Here is a 15,045-nt window from a genome sequence, read left to right as displayed (position 1 = left end):
GGCCGCGCTGCAGGTTTGCCTGTTTCAGGTCTTGGCGGCAGTGGGGTTTTGAAGCCGGCGGCGGCTGGGGGGAGAGTCTCGGTCTCAGAAGACTCTGTCGCCGCCGGCTTCGTTCTGGGTCGGACCGCCTTTCGACGGCCGGGGCACCGGTTGGAGGAGACCACCGATGCGATGCGGTGGAAGTCCGGCGATGCTTGGGGCCAACCGTCCTTCCATGAACCAGTCAACAGTTCAGCGGGCGGAGGAACACGAGTAGTTTGTACTCGATTTACGCCAACGATCCGGGGGCGTTCTGGGGACTTGTACTCACAAACAACGTCCCGACTACTTGGAATCCGAGCCACAGACGCCGGATTCAATGACGAAATCGGACGCTGCGTAACGCCACATTGCGGTCCATGAAGGTGCACGACTCCCAGTGACCGAAGGTGTCTTTTTTCATTGTCTGGGGTCACGCGGCAACCGTAATCTCAATGCAGCCAAGGCCGCAGGGCAGTAATTCCTGCAGCCGCCGCCTCCCGACCCGGACCGTACGTTCACGGACCTGTCCGGGTTGCAGGCTACCCCGCATCTGCATCACCATCTCCGTTCCAGGCTTGGATCCAGCAAGCCTGCCCTCTCCCCGAAGGAACACGTCCCGTGTCGTCACCCCAAGACAACTCCTCCACCCGCATCGTTGCCGGTGGATCCACCAAGCCCAAACACCGCGCCCTCAAGATCGGCATTGCAGCAGGCGTGGTCCTGCTGATCGGTGCCGGCGCAGCTGTAGCTTCCGTTGTGTCGAACAACAACCAGGCAGCCCCGGCTGTGACCACCTCGCCGGCGGCTGAGCTGAAGCTTGGTTACTTCAGCAACGTCACCCACGGCCCTGCGTTGGTGGGTACCAGCAAGGGCTTCATCGCCAAGGAGCTCGGCAGCACCAAGCTCAGCACCCAGGTATTCAACGCCGGCCCGGCCGCGATTGAGGCCCTGAACGCCGGCGCGATCGACGCCACGTACATTGGCCCGAACCCGGCCATCAACTCCTTCGTCAAGAGCAACGGCGAGTCCATCAGCATCATCGCCGGCGCGGCAGCCGGTGGTGCCCAGTTGGTGGTCAAGCCCGGGATCACCTCCGCAGCGGACCTGAAAGGCAAGGTCGTGGCCTCGCCGCAGCTTGGCGGCACCCAGGACGTGGCGCTGCGGGCCTGGCTGGGTCACCAGGGATACAAGACCAGCCCTGATGGCAGCGGTGATGTGACCATCAACCCCACCGAGAACGCCCAGACGTTGAAGTTGTTCCAGGACGGAAAGCTCGACGGCGCGTGGTTGCCTGAGCCGTGGGCCTCCCGTCTGGTGCTCGAGGCCGGGGCGAAGGTCCTGGTGGATGAGAAGGACTTGTGGGAGAAGGGTGATTTCACCACGACCATCCTGATCGTGAACAAGAAGTTCGCCGCCGAACACCCGGAGACGGTCAAGGCGTTGTTGAAGGGCCACGTTGAATCCGTGAACTGGCTGAACTCCGCCTCCGCCGAGGAGAAGGCCACCACCATCAACGCCGTGTTGAAGGACACCGCGGGCAAGCCACTCCCGGCCAATGTGATCGACCGGGCGCTGCAGAACATCAAGTTCACCACCGACCCGCTGGCCGGGACGTACAAGAAGCTGCTCCAGGACGGCGTGGACGCAGGCACCACCAAGACCGCCGACATCAACGGCATCTTCGACCTCCGCACCCTGAACGAGGTAGAAGGCAAGAAGACCTCCGCCGCCGGACTCGGCCAGGAATAGCAAGGCACGCAACGAGGAAGGTGCCCGGGCCTATCAGCCCGGGCACCTTCCCTTTTAAGATCCAGCTCGCCGGGGGATAAGTGCTCAGGGTCGCCCGGTGATCGTCCCATCTTGGTCGGTCCTGTCGAATTCGAGGCCGAGCAGGGCGTTTTCCGTTACTTCGGGCAGTGCGGGGTGTATCCAGTATTGCTTGGTGGCGAAGTCGCGGACGTCCAGGTCAAAGGCCAGCACCGTGATCATTTGCTGTATGAGGGTGGATGCCTGCGGGCCCATGTAGTGGGCACCGAGGAGTTTTCCAGTCTCATGGTCCGCGATGAGCTTACAGATCCCGGTGGTGTCTTCCAGGGCCCAGCCGTAGGCGACGTCTCCGTAGTCCTGCACTTTCACGGTGACCTTGTGGCCGTGTTCGCGGGCCTGGTCCTCGGTCATGCCCACGGTGGCTATCTGGGGGTGGGTGAATGTGGCTGCGGGGACGTGCTGGTGCGGCATCCGCTGAAGATCGTGGGGGTTCAGCAGGTTGTGGCGTACAGCGCGCATTTCGGCATTGGCGACGTGCTTGAGCATGTAGGGGGAGGACACGTCTCCGAGGGCCCAGACACCAGCGGCCGTGGTCGACCTGCCGTATTCATCAACCTCGATGCGCCCTCCCTCCGTCATCGCGATCCCGGCGGATGGCAGGTCCAGCCGGTCGCCGTTGGGTATCCGCCCGGTGGCCACCAGCAGTACTTCCCCCATCACGGAGGTCCCGTCGTCGAGCCTGACCGTAACCCCTTGGGCAGTCTGCTCGGCATCCACCACGGTTCGGCCTGACCGGATGTCGAAGCGTTGTGCCGCCAGGGCGTTGAACCGGTCGTGGAGGTCGTGGTCGAGGTGGCGCAGGAGCGTCGAACGGGGGATAACCGTGACGCCGGTTCCGAGAGCGTCGAAGACGTGGGCGAACTCCATGGCGATGTAGCCTCCGCCGATGATCACCACGGACTTGGGCTGCTCGGGCAGCCGCATGATGTCCTCATTGGTGTAGTACCGCACGCCCGAGGAGGCGATGGCCTCAGGGATGGAGGGACGGGAACCGGCGGCGATGACGATCTGATCACCTGAGATGGTCTTTTGGTGCTTGCCTTGGCCGGTGCGGACCGTGCGTTCTCCGACGAAAACAGCATGCTGGTCGTAGACGTCGATGTTCGGGGTCTGCGGGCCTCGGCGGTACTCCTCACCTGAGGCGGCGATGGGGTCGATGCGGTTCCCGAAGATACGGTTAACCAGACCCGGCCAATCGACAGAGCTCACTGTGGCTTCCAATCCCAGTCGTCCCGACTCAGCAATTTCACGTGCCGTATCTGCGGTATGGACGTACATCTTGGACGGGATGCAGCCGGCATTGAGGCAGGTGCCGCCGAAGGAGCCTTCCTCGATGATCGCGATCGACTGGTCGTCGAACCCGGGTCCGGGGATGGAATTCCCGGACCCCGTGCCGATGATGATCAGGTCGTAGTGTCGATCCACGGCGATGCCGCTGGCAACAGTGTGCATAGGGGTCCTCACTCTCTCCAGTGTTGTTCACCCACAGGATTCCAAAGTCCGACGCCGTTACAGCAGCTGGCTGCCCGGTCCAGATTGGCTGTCGTTCCAAGGGGCCAGCCAATTGCGAGAATAGCAGGATGGGTGCAGGTAAAGAGATTCTTGAATACCTTCTGTCGTGCTTGGAAGATGCCACGAAGGGGCGCACCGGGTTCACGTTGGGCTTTCTTGGCACTGTTGGTCTGGATGGCGGCCCACGAGTCCGGGCTGTCATCCTCCGCGCCTTCGATCGGGCGGCCAGGCGGATCATGATCGCAACCAACTCATCGTCTGGGAAGGTCTCCGAGATGGATCGGGTTCCCCAGGTCGCGTTGACGATGTACGACGACCACCGTGGGGTCCAGTTGCGGGTCACAGGCACGGCGAGGATCATCGAGGATTCTGATGAGCGTGCCCGTGCGTGGCGCCACTTCGCCCCTCACAGTCGGCACCTGTACGCTTCGCCACTGATCCCGGGGAGTCCTCTGATGGACGTCGAAGATCTGGCAGGGGAGACGTCCGATGAGGCGGCGGCATTCGACAGATTCGCCTGGGTGGGTCTGGAAATGGACCATCTGGACTGGCTCGATCTCTCCGGGAACGGGCAGGTTCGATGGGAGTTCGACCTGGTCAATGGAGCTTGGCATGGCCAGGAGGTTGTACCCTGACCGCCGGGTGCTTGACGGCGAGGATGGTTGCTGCGGGGTGCAAAGCGGCAGGGCCTTGACGCCGCACTTGCATTTTGCAAGTATGACCGCATGAGCCTATTCATCACCTGCCCAGTTGAGAACGTCGAGCGCTCCACCGCCTTTTACACCGCCCTCGGATGGACCCTGAACGCCGAGATGTCCGATCACAATGTGTCCTGTTTCGCGATCGCTCCCGAGCAATTCGTCATGCTCGGCAGCCGCGAGATGTATGCGAGCGTCGGTGGCTCCGAAGAGCTGATCGGCGGTCCCGACACCCCCTCGAAGGTCACGGTCTCGTTCGACCTCGGCAGCCGTGAGGCGGTTGACGAACTCACCGAACGCGCCGGTGCTGCCGGCGGGCGGATCGGTGACACCGACGACTACCCCTTCATGTACCAGCGCCAATTCGACGATCCCGATGGTTACCACTATTCGCCGTTTTGGATGAAGCCGGACGCCGATCCTACCGCGTGAGCAACCTCGCCAGTGCCCTCGACATTGTCGGAGCACGGTGGGCCCTGCTGATCGTGGAACGGCTGCTCGACGGGCCACAGCGCTACGGCGACCTGCAGCGTGACCTCGGGATTCCCACCAACATACTCGCCACCCGGCTCCGCGAGCTCGAGACCGCGGGCGTGCTGTCGCGACTGCCCCTGCGGCACAACACCCGGGCCTACGCGTTGACCGATCGCGGGCTCGCTTTGAGCGAGGCCATCGCCGCCCTGGCACGCTGGGGCAGCGGGGAATGACATGACCTGGATTGCTTCGTCAGTGGGATCATGGACCCATGGTTTCCGCTCAACGATTTTTCGCCGGCAGGCCCCGCCCGCGACCCATCAAGCCCGGTCCCGGCCAGGAATCCGTGTGGGACTACCCCCGGCCGCCCAGGGTAGAGAACCGGAAGGAACGGATTGAGGTCCATCTGGGCGGGCAGGTCATCGTGGACACCACCGATGCTGTGCGCGTCTTGGAAACCAGCCATCCGCCGGTCTACTACGTGCCGTTGGATGCGTTTCCGGCCGGTGTCCTGGTCCCCGTTGATGGCGCGAGTTTCTGTGAGTTCAAGGGGCGGGCGGACTACTTCGACGTGGTGGCCGGCGGCATCAGCGTCCCTCGCGGTGGCTGGACCTACCAGGAACCGAAACCGGGCTTCGAGGCGCTAAGGGGCCGGGCGGCACTTTATCCGCAACACATGAAGCACTGCCGTGTGAATGGCGAGCAGGTGACTTTCCAAGAAGGCGGCTTTTACGGCGGTTGGATCACCCGTCAGATCGTTGGGCCTTTCAAGGGAGGCCCGGGCACTTCAGGATGGTGAGACCCCGGCGTCCAGGATGATCTGCCTGATGGTCTCGATGACTACTTCGGCGGCTGCCGATTGTGGACCGTCGTCGGAGGTCGCCAGGGCGAAGGCAGCCGAGAGCCCCGGGTCGGTAATGCGCCGGATCGTGAACTGATCATCGGAAAACATGGCGACGGCGGCTGGTTCAGGCAGCACGGTTACGCCAAGGCCCAGCTGGACAGCTTCCCGCAACGAGTGGCCGTGATCCATCTCAATGGCAACTGTCAGTTCCATGCCCAGGCTGCTGAAGGCCTGTTCAACCAGGCCGCGGAGGGTGTGCGTGGGGCTGGGAAGCATGAAGTCCAGGTTGCAGAGGGAGCTGACGGCGACCGAAGTGTCGGTGCTGTCCGGCAGCTCGAAGTCAGCAGGAGTGACCAGTACCAGGGCGTCAGTGGAGATGCGCTCGAACCTGACGCCTTTGACCGGTCCGGGATCGTAGATCAGCGCCGCGTCCACCAGGCCCATCCTGATGGCCTGGCTGTGGATGACCGTGAGGGTTTCGACAACCCGGATGACGATGCGGGGAAACCGTGATCGGATGGCATCCAGTATGGGAATGGTGAGGCTCGAAGACAGTGTGTAGGTGCCCAGGCCGATCGTCACGGTGCCCGTGGGGCTGGAACTCTCGGTGTTGATTTCCCGGCGCGCTTCATCTTCGAGCCTCAGGATGCCTTGGGCGTACCGGTACAGCGATTTCCCGGCCGCCGTCGGGATGACGCCGTTGCGGCTGCGCACCAACAGACGCTGCTTGAACTCGGCTTCAAGGGCATTGAGGTGCTGGCTGAGAGCGGGCTGCGCCAGGTGGAGCGTTTCGGCGGCACGGGTAATCGTGCCGCTGTCCACGATCTTCACGAAATAGCGCAAGCGCCGCGTGTCCATTCGTTATTCCATCTCCGTGGTCTTGGAACGGTCAGCGGCGGTCGAAGGTGAGTCCGCCGGGGACCTGGAAGGTGGGCATGAGTTCGAGCATACCCACGTTCACGTGACGCGGGGTTTCGATCGCGTAGTCCAGGGCGTTGACGATGTCGTCGGTGGTGAGGGATTCGTAGCCTTCGTAGTAGGTCTTCCAGGCCTCTTCCATGGCTTCGGGGGAGCCGCCCATGTTGCGGCCGAAGATCTCCGTCTCCACCCGGCCCGGGCAGATCTCCGTGACGCGGATGCGTTTGCCCACGGTGTCGTTGCGCAGCTGGCGGGAGATCTGGTGCACGGCGGCCTTGGTGGCGTGGTAGACCGTGTGGCCGTAGAAGTTGTAGAGCCCGGCGATGGAGCTGATGTTGACCACGTGGCCCAGGTCCCGTTCCACCATGCCCGGCAGGACCAGGCGGGTGAGCTGGAGCAGGCCGCGCAGGTTCACGTCCACCAGTTCGTCGATGTCCTGTTCGGAGGAATCCAGGATGTTTCCGGGCCGGGAGACTCCGGCGCAGTTGACCAGCACGTCGACTTTGAGGTCCCCGACGGCGGCGGACAGCGCTGCGGTGTCGGTCAGGTCCACCACGTGCGGGACCGCACCGGTGCGCTCGGCCAGTTCGGCCAGGCGTTCCTCGTTCCGGGCCACGGCGTGGACCGTGAGGCCGCGCTTGGCCAGGCGCTCAGCAATCGCGGCGCCCATACCGGTGGACGCACCCGTGACCAGGGCGGTGGTGTAATCGGAAAAAGACATGGGATCCTCCAAAAAGGTGGGAAAAGGGGCGGGCACCATCAATCAACTGACAGCACCCGCCCTTCGATGTGACCGCTACTTCTCTGCGCCGGACTGGGCGGCGAGGTTGCGTGCGTCGCCGGCGGGCGTTGCCGCTGCGGCGGCTACGACAGCCTTTTCCTGCTCGCTCTGATGCAGGTCGTCGAGCTGTTCCAGCGTGTACTTGGTGGTTTCTTTGGCGGTAAGCGCCGATGCGCCAGCGATGATCATGAATCCAAGGGCGATGATGGACGGGCCAACCCAGCCCTTGAGATCCGGACCTGCGAGGGCCGTCGAAAGAACCGGGCCGATGACGCCCGAGACAGCGAAGCCGATCTGGGTGCCAAGGGCGAGACCGGAGACGCGCAGTCGGCTGGGGAACATCTCGGAGAAGAAGGACGGCCAGGAGGCGTTCACCATCGAGTAGAAGAGCGAGTAATTGATGATGCCGAAAATGAAGATCAGCGCCCAGTTGCCGGTAGTGATTGCCCAGAGGTAGGGCATCATCGTGATGCCTACGCCAACCGTTCCCAGGAGGAACATGGTCTTGCGGCCGATCTTGTCGACCAGGAAGCCGGCCAAGGGAGTGATGGCGAGGGCGACCACGGCCGAGACGGTGGTGGTCAGGAGCATGGTCGGTTTGTCCAGCCCGTATCCGGTGGTTCCGAAGGCAACCGAGAAGGTCTGCATCATGTAGCTGGTGCCGGCGATGATCGCACAGAAAACGATCCGGAGAACGGCGCGCCAGTGGAAGCGCAGGAGGTGCTTGAGCGGAGACGAGTTCACGTTGCGAGACTGGTTCTTGACGAACTCCGGCGGCTCCTGGACATGGCGGCGGATCAGGAAGGCCACCACTACCACCAGCGCGGAGAGCCAGAACGGGATGCGCCAGCCCCAGGTCAGGAGCTGCTCTTTGGGCATGGCGGCGATCGGGATGAAGACCAGCAACGTCAAGAGCGTGCCGGTGGAGGCTCCCAGCGTGGTGAAGCTGGTGATGAACCCGCGACGGCGCTCGGAAGAGTGTTCCAGGCTCATGCTGATGGCGCTGGCCTGCTCACCGGAAAGGCAGAGACCTTGGATGACGCGGATGAGTACCAGCAGGATCGGCGCGAGGGCTCCGACCTGCGCGAACGTCGGCAGGCAGCCGATCAGGAAGGTGCAACCGCCGATCCCGAACAGGGTGATCATCATGACGAACTTACGGCCGAAGCGGTCACCCATCGGACCCAGGATGAGGGAACCGAGGGGACGTACGGCGTAGCCGACAGCGAAGGTGACCATCGCAAGCAGCACGCTGATGCCCTGCGGCAGCTCAGGGGAGAAGAAGAGGACGTTGAAGATCAGCGCCGATGAGGTGCCGTACACGGCGAAGTCGTAGTACTCCAGCGTGGTTCCGATCCAGGCGGCGATTGCCGCCCTGGCCGGTGTCTTCTTAGGAAGAGTGGTATTTGTCATTTCGTCTCCATGGCGATGGGTGAGAAGCGGTCTTCCGGTTCTGTGCGAGCTGGGAAAGGGATCTCGAGTTATACGACCGGTAGGACCTGCTTGAGCTGTTATGCACGGGCGTTGTCTGTTCGTGCAGCTCTGCCGACTGGCCTCTGAGATCAAACTAATCCGTGAGGTGTGGGTCACACAAAGACAGCTTTTATGTCGCTACATAGCAATACGTTATGGATGTAGCCCGCCCGGGATCGGCGCCATCATCCATAAGCAAGCGCTATCGGGGCATCCTGATTTTGTCTTACGCGGCGATCGCTTGCGGTGCCTAGCATTGAGCTGCCGGCCGATGTTCCCAGGCTGCCGGACACGCCAATTCTTCGGCCGGGGGAGTCTGATATGGACAACATCAACAGGAACCACCAGGAACCCGGCGGATGCCGGGATTCGCTGGTGGCCTGTACTGGATCTCCGTGCCCTGCGAACGGCTGGTGGCAGCCTCGTGAACCGCTGGCCGAGGCGACGTTCGTCTTCGAAGGCACCATCATGCCCTCGCACCACGATGCAAGCACCGAGTGGACCCTGGTGGAAGACGCGGACCGACTCTGAGCAGGAATAGCTCTGCTACTTCGGCAACGGCACGAACGCCGTCTCGCGGATCCGCAGTGCGGTGATGCAGGCGATAGCAGAGGTCAGGACCAAGTACGCCGCAGGAACCCAGATGCTGCCTGTGACTCCGATGAGGAAGGCAATGAGTGCCGGGGCAGCCCCACCGAAGATGGCTGTACCGCAGTTGTAGCCAAAGCCGTACGCCGCCGTACGGATGCGGGTGGGAAACAGTTCCGTCATGGCAGTCTGAACCACACCGAACGTGCCGGAGAAGATGATGGACATGATGATGGCACCGAGCAGCGCGAACACCACGGACCCCTGCGTGAGCAACAGGTAGCAGGGGAAGCCGCACAAAACCATCAGACCGGATGAACCTGCGAGCAGGGGCTTGCGGCCAAACCTGTCCGAGAGGCGGCCTGCAAGCAACGAGGTGCCGGCGCCCACCAGAAGCGCGGCTCCGGTGACCATCAAGCCCTCCACTGAGGAGAACTTCAGCTGCGAGGACATGAAGCTCGGCATGTAGATGAAGAGGACAAAGTAGCCGGAGCTGTTGAAGAGCGGCAGGACGATGGTCAGGAGCATCCCACGGCGGGCGTCACGGCTGGCGAAAGCCTCGCGGAGCGGGTTCCGCACTACCAGGCCGTCATCCTTGACCTTGTCGAATTCCGGGGATTCGCCTGCGCTAAGCCGCAGGAAGAGGGCTGCGATACCCAAGGGGAAGGCAATGAGGAACGGCACGCGCCATCCCCACTCCGTCATGGCCTGGGTGCCCAGCCCCGCGGTCAGGGCGGCCGCCAGGAGCGTTCCGCACATCATGGCAATGAACGTTGCCCCATTGGCGTAGCTCACCACTTGTCCGCGCTTGTTCTGCGGAGCGTTTTCGGCCAGGTAGGAGTTGCCGTTTCCTGTTTCGGCGCCCATCGAGAAGCCCTGGATGAAGCGCAGCAGCACCAGGAAGACGGGGGCTGCGAGGCCGATGGTGGCGGCACTGGGGAGAACGCCGATCAATCCGGTGGCCACGCTCATCATGGTCACCAGGACGATGAGGACCCGGCGCCGGCCGATCTTGTCACCCCAATAGCCGCCGATGGCTGCGCCGAGTGGACGTATGAAGAACGGGATGCCGAAAGCGACCAGGGCCAGGAGGGTTCCCGTGGCCGGGTCCGCCTGTGGAAAGAAGACCGGCGCAAGGATGCCTGCCAGGAATCCGTAGATGGCGTTGTCATAGAGTTCGACGAAGATTCCTGCCAGCCCTGCGAAGACGGACTTTTTGTTGATCGCCGATTGGTGGGTTGTGCTCAGGTCGTTGACCTGTGCTGCTGTCTGGGACATCAAGCCTCCTGAAGAGTTGGGCCACAGTCCGGAGGCAGAATCTATTTTCTATATTTTCTGCGGGGACTTGGGGTCAATTCTGCGACGCAGGTCACAGGGGCCACCAGATGTTCGTAGATACCGGATTCCGATGCAAGCAAAGCAATCCTTTATGCAATTCACAGGGCACGCCGAAGGCACCCCAGTGCCCTGCGGCATGCCGGGGTGCCTTATCAGCGCCCGCTACTGGTCCGGATCGGCGCCAATCTTCAGGAGGACCTTGGAAGAGCGCGAAGAGTCTGCCGCGCACGCGAAGGCTTCCACCGCCTCGGAAAGCTCGAACACCTGCGATACGATGGCCGCCGCCCGCGGCTCAGCCGCCAAAAGGGACACGGCGGCATCCAGTTCCACGTCAAAACGTTGCGAGCCGAAGAATGTGAGCTCCTTGGCGATCAAACCTGCCAGGGGGACCGGCAAGGGACCCGCAGGCAGCATGCCCAACTGGAGCACAGCGCCGCCACGGCGGGCCGCGTCCAGGGCTGCCACAACGGATGGCACCACGCCCGCGCACTCCACAACGACGTCGAATCCTTCGTCCTGTGGCTTTTCGCCCGAACCCAGCCTGACTAAGTCGTCCGCCCCTACCTGCCGGGCAACCTCCAAGGGAAAGTCCTGGATATCCGAAGCGGTGATCTTCGCCGCACCCGCCGCGCGCAGCGCCAGGATGGCCAGGTTGCCGATGGGGCCGGCACCGCTCACCAGGACGTTCGCGCCCTTGACCTTGTCGCCGAGGCGGGACACGCCGTGGATCGCGACGGCGAGCGGTTCGGCAAGGGCGGCCGTCCGCAGCGGGAGTTCGTCCGGGAGCCCCCGCAGTTGTTCGGGTGTGACGTCGATGAACCCTGCAAAGCCGCCTTGCGTGTGCGGACTCGTGGAGGCACTTCCCAAATAGCTGCCTCCCTGTATCAGGTTGAAACCGGCGCCATGGACACCACCGGGCAAGGGGGTGGGGCGGGCGGGGTGGATCGCCACCCTGCTCCCAACGGGCAGGGCGCTGACGACGGCGGCACCCACCTGGTGCACGACGCCCACCACTTCGTGGCCGAGGGTCAGCGGTTCGGCGATGGTGTAGGCGCCGTTCCGGCCATCCTTTGCATAATGGAGATCGGAGCCGCAAATGCCTCCGTACACCACCCGCACCAGCACTTTGTCAGGGGCCAGGGATGGCTCGGGAAGGTTCTCTATCCTGAGATCGCCCGGGCCGTGTGCAACTACTGCATGCATGGTCTTTCCTTTCGAAAGTAGTCGCTTATCGCGAGAGATAGCCGCCATCGACCGGAAGGACGACGCCGTGAAGGTAGCGCGAAGCGTCGGACGCCAGGAACAGTGCCGCCCCGGCAATGTCCGCGGGCCGGCCCCAGCGCCCGGCGGGGATCCGCTCGCGGATCTGGCGTTCGCGGGTCTCGTCTGCCAGCAGGGCGGTGTTCATTTCCGTGGCGATGAACCCGGGAGCGATGGCATTGACGTTGACCCCGCGGGCAGCCCACTCATTGGCCACCGATTTGGTCAGTTGCCCAACGGCACCCTTGGAGGCCGCGTAAGCGGAAGCCGTGAAGCCTCCGAAGAAGGACAACATGGACGCCATGTTGATGATGGTTCCGGAGCCACGCTCGAGCATGGGCCGTCCAAAGAGCTGAATGAGTTCCGCCACTGTCCGGAGGTTCACCTGGAGTACCGTGTCCCAGTCGTCCAGGACGAATTCCTCGAAACCATGGCGGATGTTGATTCCGGCGTTGTTCACCAGGATGTCCACGTGGTGGCGGCCAAGGATGTGGTTCGCTGCATGCGCCACACTCCCTGGGGAGGCCAGGTCCGCGGCCACGTGGGAGTAACGGGGATGGTCGATGCCACCGTCACGGCGCTGGATGCCTATGACCGTAGCCCCGTTGCCAAGGAACAGTTCGGCGATGGCCCTTCCAATACCCGAGCTGGCACCCGTGATCACTGCGGTCTTTCCGGTGAGGTTAGCCTGGAAATCCGCGGTGGCGGCAGCTTGGAGTTCGTTTTCGACGGCGGCTGGCTGCTCAGGCAATGTGGGATCCTCCATTCACGTCGTAGGTGACGCCGGTGAGGTAGCCGGATTCCTCGCGCAACAGGAACTCGATGACGTGGGCAACGTCATCTACGGTGCCGATCCTGCCCACAGGCAGTTCCTGCAGGAGCACGGACTTGCGGTCATCACTGAGCCGGCCGCCCATGATGTCCGTGTCGATGGAGCCGGGGGAAACCGAGTTCGCCGTGATGCCGTGCTGTCCCAGTTCCCTGGCGAGGGTGCGTGCCATGCCGAGAAGGCCGGCCTTGGAAGCGGAGTAGGCGGCCCGCCCATAGACACCGCCGCCTCGTTGGGCGGACGCCGAAGAGATGTTCACGATGCGTCCTACGCTGTGGCGGGCCATGACTTTCGCGGCCTCCTGGGTGATGTGGAAGGTGCCGGTGAGGTTCACGTCGATGACGCGGCGCCATTCCTCGTCCGAAACTTCCAGGAACGGGACCGGTGAGCTGATGCCGGCGTTATTGACCAGTCCCACCAATTGCGGCAGCCCGGCGTCGACCTTTGCGACGGCATCCGCCACCGCGCGGCGGTCGCTGATGTCGGCACCGATACCGAGGGCAGGCACGCCGTAGGTCCCGGAGATCTCTTCCGCCACCGCCTGGCTTGCGGAGTGTTCGCGGTCCAGGACCGCAACGGCCCAGCCGTGACGGGCAAGGTGATGGGCCGTGGCCCGGCCGATGCCACGTTCGGACGCGGCGCCGGTGACGATTGCGGTGCGTTCCTTCGGAAACGCTGAGGCGGGGTAGGGGGCTAGTGACACGGTGGTCTCCTGTCTAGGAAAGCGTTGCGTGGGTGGGCAGAAGCGTGTGCAGGTAGCGGGCGTTCGTCGCTCCAACGCTGAGGCCGTCGCCGCCGTAGTGCTCCACGACGAAGGCGCCGGTGAAGCCGTGGGCGATCGCGTACTGGACGGCCTGGCGGTAGTTGACGATTCCCAATTCGAGGGAAGTGGGATGCGTGAGGACAAGGTCCTTTGCCGGGTCCTCGAGCCGTGCGTAGTTCTTCACGTGCCAGTAGTTGGCGTAGGGGAGCGTCCTGTCCAGGATGTACTCCCAAGGCTCAACAGGACGCTGCTGCCGGATGAGGTTTCCCACATCCGGGTTCAGGCCGACTGATGCGTGGCCGATGTCCTCAAGGAACGTGACGGCTTCGTCGGCGGAGCCCAGGTACGTATCCTCATAGAGCTCCAGGGAGAGCCGGACGCCCGAGGACTCAGCGTGGGCAGCGAGTTCACGGTAGCGGCGGATGGCCAGGTCCCGAACCTCAGGGTCCTCCGGGCGTTGTGGTCCGGGAACGGTCCAGAACCAGGTTGCCGACTTTTGGGCCGGCAGCAATTCGTCGTGCAGGCCCAGGCACACGACGTCGATCCCCAGTTGGGCGGCCGCGTCGATGGTCCTGCGGGCGAACTCAAGGTTCTCCTTCCCGCGCTCCGGATGGATCACGCTCTGCCTGACCACGGAGATGCCTGGCACGGAAAGCCCGGCATCGGCCAGGACGTCCCGGAAATCGGTGAGGCGGGCGTTGGACAAGTCTCCGAGGCGGAGCCATGAGGTGGAAACCTCGACGGCGGTGAAGCCGGCTTCCACTACTGGTTGAAGATGCTGACGCCATACCTCGGGGGTGGATTCCGAGACGGGCTCTCCGGCTGGGCCAACACTTGGGAATTGCAGCATGGCAGCTGCGATGCTGTGTTCAGCCAATGCGGAGGCCTCCGTTGATGTTGTAGGTGGATCCCGTGATGTAGCCGGCGTCCTCGCCAATGAGGAATTCGATGAGGGCAGCGACTTCAGTAGTGGTGCCAAGGCGTCCAACGGGAAGTTGGGCGAGGAACGCCGGTTTGCGCTCCTCCGTGATGGGGCCGCCCATAATGTCCGTGTCGATGATGGCCGGTGCGATGACGTTGACCGTCACCCCATACTGTGCGGTTTCGAGGGCAATTGCCCGGCTGAAGGCTTCCACAGCCCCCTTGGAAGCTGCGTAGGATGACTTGCTGAACGTCCCGCCTCCGTTTTGCATGGCGGTTGAACCCAGGTTGACCACGCGCCCGTAGCCGCGTTCGATCATGCCGGCCATGGCGCGCTGGGTGATGAGGAACGTGCCCGTGGCATTGACCCGCAGCACGCGTTCCCAGGTGGCAAGATCCAGCTCCAGGAACGTCTTGGGCGAACTGATGCCGGCGATGTTGACCACGGCCTGGACTGGCGGCAGTTCTTCCTCGAAGATCCTGAAGGCCGAGTCGACGTCGGCTTCGTCCGAAATGTCGCAGCCGGTGCCCGCGGCCTGCACGCCAAAGTCGGCTGACAGCTGTCCGGCGAGCTCCTTCACGGCGGGGCCGTCCACGTCGATGAGGCCAAGATTCCATCCGGCCGCTGCGAGGCGCGCAGCTGTCCGGGCTCCGATGCCCCGGCGTGAGCCTGCGCCGGTGATGACGGCCGTTCCACGCTGTGGGGACGTGGCTTTCGTTGGTGACGGTTCTGTCATGGTGTCTCGTTTCCCTTCATCAAGAATTAGATAATCTATATAATTTTGGACCTTGCGCGCC

General features: G+C 63.3%; 16 protein-coding genes. 6 read left to right on the top strand and 10 right to left on the bottom strand.

The genetic code is table 11. From position 1 onward, the window contains the following. Nucleotides 1-639: 639 nt before the first annotated feature. Nucleotides 640-1,770, top strand: coding sequence for an ABC transporter substrate-binding protein (locus ACIQTZ_RS21665; RefSeq protein ID WP_402983930.1), 1,131 nt, complete (start codon nucleotides 640-642; stop codon nucleotides 1,768-1,770). 84 nt (nucleotides 1,771-1,854) lie between these two features. Here the strand turns inward: ACIQTZ_RS21665 and mtr are convergent, their stop codons facing one another. Next, nucleotides 1,855-3,300: a mycothione reductase gene (gene mtr / locus ACIQTZ_RS21660; RefSeq protein ID WP_402983927.1), complete on the bottom strand. Its 1,446-nt coding sequence runs from the start codon at nucleotides 3,298-3,300 to the stop codon at nucleotides 1,855-1,857. A 128-nt stretch (nucleotides 3,301-3,428) separates the two neighbouring features. On the opposite strand from mtr, the gene ACIQTZ_RS21655 reads away from it, so the two are divergent. The 4 genes from ACIQTZ_RS21655 to ACIQTZ_RS21640 all read left to right on the top strand — a co-directional run bounded on the left by ACIQTZ_RS21655 (nucleotide 3,429) and on the right by ACIQTZ_RS21640 (nucleotide 5,331). Continuing rightward, on the top strand, nucleotides 3,429-3,995 hold the full coding sequence (locus tag ACIQTZ_RS21655) for a pyridoxamine 5'-phosphate oxidase family protein (RefSeq protein WP_402983921.1): 567 nt from the start codon (nucleotides 3,429-3,431) through the stop codon (nucleotides 3,993-3,995). Between the two features lie 90 nt (nucleotides 3,996-4,085). Then, nucleotides 4,086-4,490 (top strand): VOC family protein, encoded by a 405-nt coding sequence (locus ACIQTZ_RS21650; RefSeq protein WP_400336560.1) that lies wholly within the window; start codon nucleotides 4,086-4,088, stop codon nucleotides 4,488-4,490. Continuing rightward, nucleotides 4,487-4,765, top strand: a complete 279-nt coding sequence (locus ACIQTZ_RS21645) for a winged helix-turn-helix transcriptional regulator (RefSeq protein ID WP_402983918.1) — start codon at nucleotides 4,487-4,489, stop codon at nucleotides 4,763-4,765. The genes ACIQTZ_RS21650 and ACIQTZ_RS21645 overlap by 4 nt, the downstream gene beginning before the upstream one ends. Nucleotides 4,766-4,803: 38 nt before the next feature. Then, on the top strand, nucleotides 4,804-5,331 hold the full coding sequence (locus ACIQTZ_RS21640) for a DUF427 domain-containing protein (protein ID WP_402983915.1): 528 nt from the start codon (nucleotides 4,804-4,806) through the stop codon (nucleotides 5,329-5,331). Here ACIQTZ_RS21640 and ACIQTZ_RS21635 read toward each other — a convergent pair. The 3 genes from ACIQTZ_RS21635 to ACIQTZ_RS21625 all read right to left on the bottom strand — a co-directional run bounded on the left by ACIQTZ_RS21635 (nucleotide 5,320) and on the right by ACIQTZ_RS21625 (nucleotide 8,488). Continuing rightward, nucleotides 5,320-6,234 carry a LysR substrate-binding domain-containing protein gene (locus ACIQTZ_RS21635; protein ID WP_402983912.1) on the bottom strand — a complete coding sequence of 305 codons (915 nt, stop codon included), beginning with the start codon at nucleotides 6,232-6,234 and terminating at the stop codon, nucleotides 5,320-5,322. The genes ACIQTZ_RS21640 and ACIQTZ_RS21635 overlap by 12 nt on opposite strands. A 31-nt stretch (nucleotides 6,235-6,265) precedes the next feature. Beyond that, on the bottom strand, nucleotides 6,266-7,015 hold the full coding sequence (locus ACIQTZ_RS21630; protein WP_400271825.1) for an SDR family oxidoreductase: 750 nt from the start codon (nucleotides 7,013-7,015) through the stop codon (nucleotides 6,266-6,268). 75 nt (nucleotides 7,016-7,090) lie between these two features. Next, nucleotides 7,091-8,488, bottom strand: a complete 1,398-nt coding sequence (locus ACIQTZ_RS21625; protein ID WP_402983909.1) for an MFS transporter — start codon at nucleotides 8,486-8,488, stop codon at nucleotides 7,091-7,093. A 381-nt stretch (nucleotides 8,489-8,869) separates the two neighbouring features. On the opposite strand from ACIQTZ_RS21625, the gene ACIQTZ_RS21620 reads away from it, so the two are divergent. Further along, nucleotides 8,870-9,079: a hypothetical protein gene (locus ACIQTZ_RS21620; RefSeq protein WP_400336565.1), complete on the top strand. Its 210-nt coding sequence runs from the start codon at nucleotides 8,870-8,872 to the stop codon at nucleotides 9,077-9,079. Between the two features lie 15 nt (nucleotides 9,080-9,094). Here ACIQTZ_RS21620 and ACIQTZ_RS21615 read toward each other — a convergent pair whose 3' ends face one another. The 6 genes from ACIQTZ_RS21615 to ACIQTZ_RS21590 form a co-directional block, all read right to left on the bottom strand. Next, a complete protein-coding gene (locus tag ACIQTZ_RS21615; protein WP_400336566.1) occupies nucleotides 9,095-10,414 on the bottom strand; it encodes an MFS transporter in 1,320 nt (439 codons plus the stop codon). A gap of 222 nt (nucleotides 10,415-10,636) precedes the next feature. Then, nucleotides 10,637-11,677 carry an L-idonate 5-dehydrogenase gene (locus ACIQTZ_RS21610; RefSeq protein WP_402983906.1) on the bottom strand — a complete coding sequence of 347 codons (1,041 nt, stop codon included), beginning with the start codon at nucleotides 11,675-11,677 and terminating at the stop codon, nucleotides 10,637-10,639. Nucleotides 11,678-11,702: 25 nt separating this feature from the next. After that, nucleotides 11,703-12,485 (bottom strand): SDR family NAD(P)-dependent oxidoreductase, encoded by a 783-nt coding sequence (locus ACIQTZ_RS21605; RefSeq protein ID WP_402983903.1) that lies wholly within the window; start codon nucleotides 12,483-12,485, stop codon nucleotides 11,703-11,705. Further along, entirely contained in the window at nucleotides 12,478-13,266 is a 789-nt protein-coding gene (locus ACIQTZ_RS21600; RefSeq protein WP_402983900.1) for an SDR family NAD(P)-dependent oxidoreductase, read from the bottom strand. The genes ACIQTZ_RS21605 and ACIQTZ_RS21600 overlap by 8 nt, the downstream gene beginning before the upstream one ends. A 13-nt stretch (nucleotides 13,267-13,279) precedes the next feature. Then, nucleotides 13,280-14,203: a sugar phosphate isomerase/epimerase family protein gene (locus tag ACIQTZ_RS21595; RefSeq protein ID WP_402983898.1), complete on the bottom strand. Its 924-nt coding sequence runs from the start codon at nucleotides 14,201-14,203 to the stop codon at nucleotides 13,280-13,282. Then, nucleotides 14,196-14,984: an SDR family NAD(P)-dependent oxidoreductase gene (locus ACIQTZ_RS21590; RefSeq protein WP_402983895.1), complete on the bottom strand. Its 789-nt coding sequence runs from the start codon at nucleotides 14,982-14,984 to the stop codon at nucleotides 14,196-14,198. Before ACIQTZ_RS21590 ends, ACIQTZ_RS21595 begins: the two co-directional genes overlap by 8 nt. Nucleotides 14,985-15,045: the final 61 nt, after the last annotated feature.

This window comes from Paenarthrobacter sp. NPDC090520 (assembly GCF_044769205.1).
Lineage (GTDB): Bacteria > Actinomycetota > Actinomycetes > Actinomycetales > Micrococcaceae > Arthrobacter.
Note: the sequence above shows the minus strand (reverse complement) of the source record. Positions and strands in the feature narration are given on the sequence as shown.

What these genes read in the sequence shown, in the direction of transcription:
- mtr (WP_402983927.1), bottom strand. Translation starts at nt 3,300, where the DNA reads ATGCACACTGTTGCCAGCGGCATCGCCGTGGATCGACACTACGACCTG.
- ACIQTZ_RS21655 (WP_402983921.1), top strand. Translation starts at nt 3,429, where the DNA reads ATGGGTGCAGGTAAAGAGATTCTTGAATACCTTCTGTCGTGCTTGGAA.
- ACIQTZ_RS21650 (WP_400336560.1), top strand. Translation starts at nt 4,086, where the DNA reads ATGAGCCTATTCATCACCTGCCCAGTTGAGAACGTCGAGCGCTCCACC.
- ACIQTZ_RS21640 (WP_402983915.1), top strand. Translation starts at nt 4,804, where the DNA reads ATGGTTTCCGCTCAACGATTTTTCGCCGGCAGGCCCCGCCCGCGACCC.
- ACIQTZ_RS21635 (WP_402983912.1), bottom strand. Translation starts at nt 6,234, where the DNA reads ATGGACACGCGGCGCTTGCGCTATTTCGTGAAGATCGTGGACAGCGGC.
- ACIQTZ_RS21630 (WP_400271825.1), bottom strand. Translation starts at nt 7,015, where the DNA reads ATGTCTTTTTCCGATTACACCACCGCCCTGGTCACGGGTGCGTCCACC.
- ACIQTZ_RS21625 (WP_402983909.1), bottom strand. Translation starts at nt 8,488, where the DNA reads ATGACAAATACCACTCTTCCTAAGAAGACACCGGCCAGGGCGGCAATC.
- ACIQTZ_RS21620 (WP_400336565.1), top strand. Translation starts at nt 8,870, where the DNA reads ATGGACAACATCAACAGGAACCACCAGGAACCCGGCGGATGCCGGGAT.
- ACIQTZ_RS21615 (WP_400336566.1), bottom strand. Translation starts at nt 10,414, where the DNA reads ATGTCCCAGACAGCAGCACAGGTCAACGACCTGAGCACAACCCACCAA.
- ACIQTZ_RS21610 (WP_402983906.1), bottom strand. Translation starts at nt 11,677, where the DNA reads ATGCATGCAGTAGTTGCACACGGCCCGGGCGATCTCAGGATAGAGAAC.
- ACIQTZ_RS21590 (WP_402983895.1), bottom strand. Translation starts at nt 14,984, where the DNA reads ATGACAGAACCGTCACCAACGAAAGCCACGTCCCCACAGCGTGGAACG.